The organism is Bacillus sp. GMs2/2, assembly GCF_050172095.1.
Lineage (GTDB): Bacteria > Bacillota > Bacilli > Bacillales > Bacillaceae_G > Bacillus_A > Bacillus_A cereus.
In genome coordinates this window covers 1-4,770 of the sequence record NZ_JBNLYE010000307.1, presented here as the reverse complement: position 1 = coordinate 4,770, position 4,770 = coordinate 1, and the positions used below count along the sequence as shown (strand labels likewise).

The window sequence follows — 4,770 nt, the reverse complement described above, 5'->3', positions numbered from 1 at the left end:
TTCAGCTTAACAGTTTACTACTGAAAAACGATCAAGGTGATTTCAATGAAGTAACAAAGTATAATCTTCACATTATTTGGGGGGATTATGACAGAGGTTATTCTGCTCCATCGCATCTTGGTAAGGTTGATTTTGTTCCATATGGCCATCATTTTCCTCTTAGCCATCCGAGTGAAACGGCAACATTAGTAATAAAAAATAGTAATACTAGCATATGAGAGTGTGGGATAAATAAAAAATGTGTAGTAAGAACGTTGTGTCTTTGAAATAAAATCGTACTGTTTGGGGTCCCGCGAACAAGACGCGAATTTTGCACGCTAAACAAAAAACAATAAGCTGTCTACATGGACAGCTTATTTACATTATTCTCGTTATTGGAAGTTATTTTAAACTTCTCCTGATTGGAGAGATTCAATTCTCCTCTAAAAAGGCATCCACTTATTCGTTATGTGTTTTATACTTGTTTTGTTTTCTTTGCTCTTGTAAACTTCCAAAAAGCTAAAAGTAGTATGAGGAGCGGTATTCCCTGAATGAAGAGAAATCCTCCTAAAAAATAAAGCACATGAATAACTAGAGGAGGAGCTGTTGCCGAATCACCCGCAACATAAGCTCCATAATTAGCCACCACACCTGCATAATCAGCTATCCCGCCCATAAAAAAGCCACTGGACTTATGAGTAGGTTTATCCCTAAACAGACGATTATCAATGATAGGTTTTTAGCCTTAATTTTTGATGAACTAGACAAGAAAAATAAGAATATTGCAGTGCCGAATATAAGAAACAGTAATACATAATAAATTCCCATAATATCCCTCCAAGACTTTAATTGTACCATCAGTAAGGGCAATTTTGGATGAATATGATATTCGTATATAGTTAACATAACGTCCTATTATCGTTAGCAAGTTTTTCATAGCATCCTTATTTTTACTAAATTTTTTGTCTCTATGTCTATCTATCTCTTATACAAGATTTTATACATCATTGATATAGCGGGGATTCTAGGGTCTTCGCTATTCTTTTTTGCATAAAATCTTGTATAGAAAAGTAGTTAGACTAGTGTGTTTTACTTCGGTCTATTTCAAAATATAATTGAAAATTCATCTTTAAATTAAAAAAAGAAGGTGTTACCTTTATATATTAATAACTTTGAAATATTGTATAACAGATAATTTTTATGCATTATTGATTAGCGTTGCTTATTGTGCTAACGAATCAGGATAGTGTGGCGACCGACTGACTGACTAAATAGTTGCTTATCCTCAATTATTAGAAGGAAAGTTCTATCATTTCGCGAATTGATTAGACATAGACGAGTCCTATAATTTTCTATATATACATAAAGAGGTGACTACGTATGAATCAAAGACCGTCAGAAGAAGAATATGCCGGGAGCTCCGGTGAATATATCCGTTTGGTGCCGGACGGTAATATCATCGATATTCTGTTCGCCCAGGAAAAGCAAATGATCGAGCTACTGGCATCGTTGACCGAAAGCCAGGCCGCATATCGGTATGCGGAAGGAAAATGGACGCTGAAAGAAGTCGTGGGCCACATTGCAGACGCGGAACGCGTCATGACCTACCGCCTGCTCCGGTTCGCAAGAGGGGACCAGACGCCGTTGACTGCTTTCGATCAGGAATTGTTCATGCCTCCTTTCGGAAGTTGGACACCTGAGCAATTGGCCGAAGACTACCGGGCCGTACGGCAATCAACGATCACATTGCTGCGCGGGCTACCGGCGGAGGCGTGGACCCGAAAGGGCACAGCCAACAACCTAAGCATTACGGTGCGCGCCCTCGCGTACGGCATCGCAGGACACGAACTTCATCACATGGGGGTCATCCGAAATCGGTACTTGAGTTAATCGTTTGCTGAGACCTTTGGAATGGAACTAATACCTCTCATACAACTTTTAGATACCGTTCTTATTGGGGTTCCGCCCCACAACCATCAACTTAAGGATTTAGACTATTTTTGAAATTAAAAGCACGTTACTATTCTCTTATGTTAATGAGAAAGGGTGACGTGCTTTTTATGAATACGTACAAAAAACAAGAGTTATCTTTATTTGCCGAAGAGTTATATTGATTTTTCTCATTTTGGGGTATTTATTTTTCTTAGATTGATGGTGATGGGGTAATACTCTATAATGGTCAAATTAAAATTTAAAATAGTTATAGAGAATCCATTTCTCGGAAATATTGTAACTATTAAGTTGTAAAAAGAACCGTAGTTTTTCATTTTTGAAAAGGCTAGGGCCCTTTTTAGTTGTAGCAAAGATATAATGGGAGGAAGTTTTTCTAAATCAAAAAAATTGATTAATAAGTTGCATAATAAACTCACTAGCGTATATACTATAAACATCAAAAAAAGTTGATGAAGGGAAGTGAACTACAGTGGCACAAAATTTTCAGTTATATGAGAAAAAGTTTAAAGCGTTGGCTGATCAAAAACGTTTAGAAATCATGTATGAACTTTGCCAGCGAGGCCAGACTTGTGTATGTGATTTAACAGAGATTTTTGAAATGACGCAATCTAAGTTGTCCTATCATTTAAAGATTTTATTAGATGCAGGTTTAATTGTAAAAGAAACAAAAGGTACTTGGAGTTATTATGATTTAAATGATGCGGAAGTAAACAATTTATTATCAGAAGAATTGTGCTGTATTTTTAGAAAAACAGGCAAAGGTAGTTGTTGTTAAAATTTTGCGTTATTAATCAAAAAAAATTGATTAATAACATATAAAGAGGAGGAATAAGCTATGAGATATGTTCATGTCGGTATAAATGTTACGGATTTAGAGAAGTCTATTGAATTCTACGAAAAGGTATTTGGTGTGTCACCAGTTAAGGTGAAAGTAGATTATGCAAAATTTTTATTAGAGACGCCAGGACTTAATTTCACGCTAAACGTACGAGATGAAGTGAAGGGAAATCAGGTAAATCATTTCGGTTTCCAAGTGGATACAGCTGAAGAAATTACGTTACATAAAGAAAGATTAGAAAAAGAAGGTTTCTTTGCGCGTGATGAGATGGATACGACTTGTTGCTATGCGGTTCAAGATAAGTTTTGGGTAACGGATCCTGATGGGAACGAGTGGGAATTCTTTTATACAAAAGCACAGAGTGATGTTCATAAAATAGAAGAGGCACCTTGTTGCAAGACTTCTAACGTAGTAGAACAAAATTCTTGTTGTTAATAGGAGATGGAAAATAAAATGAAACGTTTATCTTTTCTAGATCGATATTTAACACTATGGATTTTTCTAGCTATGGCTGTTGGGATTGGTTTAGGGTTTGTATTTCCTAGTGTAGTAGACGGATTGAATACATTACAAGTTGGAACAACGTCTATCCCGCTAGCTGTTGGTTTAATTGTCATGATGTATCCACCGTTAGCGAAAGTTCGTTACGAGGAAATGGGCCGCGTATTTAAAGATGTAAAAGTATTGGTTTTATCTTTAGTACAAAACTGGATTATTGGACCTGTACTTATGTTTGTTTTAGCAATTATTTTTCTTCCAGATAAGCCAGAATACATGGTCGGACTCATTATGATTGGTTTAGCACGTTGTATTGCAATGGTAATTGTTTGGAACGATCTTGCAGATGGGGATAAAGAGTATGCAGCAGGTTTAGTGGCTTTTAACTCAGTATTTCAAATGTTATTCTTCTCCGTTTATGCATACGTGTTTGTAACAGTCATTCCAGAATGGTTAGGGATTGAAGGGGCTATTGTCGATATTACAATGGGAGAAGTAGCGAAATCAGTATTTATCTATTTGGGAATTCCTTTTATAGCAGGCATGTTAACACGTTTTGTACTCGTTAAGTTAAAAGGAAGAGAATGGTATGAAAAGGTGTTTATACCGAAGATTAGTCCACTTACATTACTTGCATTATTATTTACAATCATCATTATGTTCTCTTTAAAAGGGGAGATGATTGTTAGCGTACCATTAGATGTGGTAAGAATAGCGATTCCGTTATTAATCTATTTTATTGTAATGTTTTTTGTATCTTTCTTTATGGGAAGAAAAATTGGTGCAAACTATCCGGTGACGACAACGTTAGCATTTACAGCAGGTAGTAATAACTTTGAGTTAGCAATTGCTGTAGCAGTTGGGGTGTTTGGTATTCATTCAGGCGCAGCATTTGCAGCAGTTATCGGACCATTAGTTGAAGTACCTGTAATGATTGCACTTGTAAACGTTGCTTTTTGGTTTAAACGTAAATATTTTAATGACCAACCAGTCTAAATATAAAATAAAGGTGGAAAATACCATGGAAAACAAAAAGACAATCTATTTCTTATGTACAGGAAATTCATGCCGAAGCCAAATGGCAGAAGCGTGGGGCAAACAATATTTAGGTGATAAATGGAATGTATATTCTGCAGGAATTGAAGCACATGGAGTAAATCCAAATGCAATTAAAGCAATGAACGAAGTAAATATCGACATAACAAATCAAACATCAGATATAATTGATGCAAACATTTTAAATAGTGCTGATTTAGTCGTTACGCTGTGTAGTCATGCGGATTCTGTTTGTCCATCTACTCCGCCGCATGTAAATCGTGTTCATTGGGGATTTGATGATCCAGCAGGAAAAGAGTGGTCCGAATTTCAACGTGTTCGTGATGAAATTGGTGAACGTATAAAGCGATTCTCTGAAACAGGGGAGTAAATAAAGGAAAGAGTCAATCTTCTATTGTGCTGGAGATTGACTCTTTTTTATTATGTATTTCATTTACTTATCATTT

General features: G+C 36.0%; 5 protein-coding genes and 2 pseudogenes. 6 read left to right on the top strand and 1 reads right to left on the bottom strand.

All coding sequences use genetic code 11. From position 1 onward, the window contains the following. Positions 1–218: pseudogene (locus ACQGS6_RS23070) on the top strand (alpha/beta fold hydrolase); the annotation flags it as partial. 236 nt (positions 219–454) lie between these two features. Here ACQGS6_RS23070 and ACQGS6_RS23065 read toward each other — a convergent pair. Further along, positions 455–807: pseudogene (locus ACQGS6_RS23065) on the bottom strand (hypothetical protein). 552 nt (positions 808–1,359) lie between these two features. Here ACQGS6_RS23065 and ACQGS6_RS23060 point away from each other — a divergent pair. The 5 genes from ACQGS6_RS23060 (at position 1,360) to arsC (ending at position 4,694) form a co-directional block, all read left to right on the top strand. Next, a complete protein-coding gene (locus ACQGS6_RS23060) occupies positions 1,360–1,869 on the top strand; it encodes a DinB family protein (protein WP_061139100.1) in 510 nt (169 codons plus the stop codon). Positions 1,870–2,401: 532 nt separating this feature from the next. Continuing rightward, complete coding sequence (gene arsR / locus ACQGS6_RS23055) at positions 2,402–2,707, top strand: arsenical resistance operon transcriptional regulator ArsR (RefSeq protein WP_000068188.1); 306 nt, start codon at positions 2,402–2,404, stop codon at positions 2,705–2,707. Positions 2,708–2,767: 60 nt separating this feature from the next. After that, entirely contained in the window at positions 2,768–3,205 is a 438-nt protein-coding gene (locus ACQGS6_RS23050) for an ArsI/CadI family heavy metal resistance metalloenzyme (protein ID WP_001270994.1), read from the top strand. 18 nt (positions 3,206–3,223) lie between these two features. Next, positions 3,224–4,264 carry an ACR3 family arsenite efflux transporter gene (arsB, locus tag ACQGS6_RS23045; RefSeq protein ID WP_000826557.1) on the top strand — a complete coding sequence of 347 codons (1,041 nt, stop codon included), beginning with the start codon at positions 3,224–3,226 and terminating at the stop codon, positions 4,262–4,264. Between the two features lie 25 nt (positions 4,265–4,289). Further along, complete coding sequence (gene arsC / locus ACQGS6_RS23040) at positions 4,290–4,694, top strand: arsenate reductase (thioredoxin) (RefSeq protein ID WP_000428354.1); 405 nt, start codon at positions 4,290–4,292, stop codon at positions 4,692–4,694. Positions 4,695–4,770 lie beyond the last annotated feature (76 nt).

Excerpts from the sequence above, each read along its gene's own strand:
- ACQGS6_RS23060 (WP_061139100.1), top strand. The coding sequence starts at position 1,360 with ATGAATCAAAGACCGTCAGAAGAAGAATATGCCGGGAGCTCCGGTGAA.
- ACQGS6_RS23050 (WP_001270994.1), top strand. The coding sequence starts at position 2,768 with ATGAGATATGTTCATGTCGGTATAAATGTTACGGATTTAGAGAAGTCT.
- arsB (WP_000826557.1), top strand. The coding sequence starts at position 3,224 with ATGAAACGTTTATCTTTTCTAGATCGATATTTAACACTATGGATTTTT.
- arsC (WP_000428354.1), top strand. The coding sequence starts at position 4,290 with ATGGAAAACAAAAAGACAATCTATTTCTTATGTACAGGAAATTCATGC.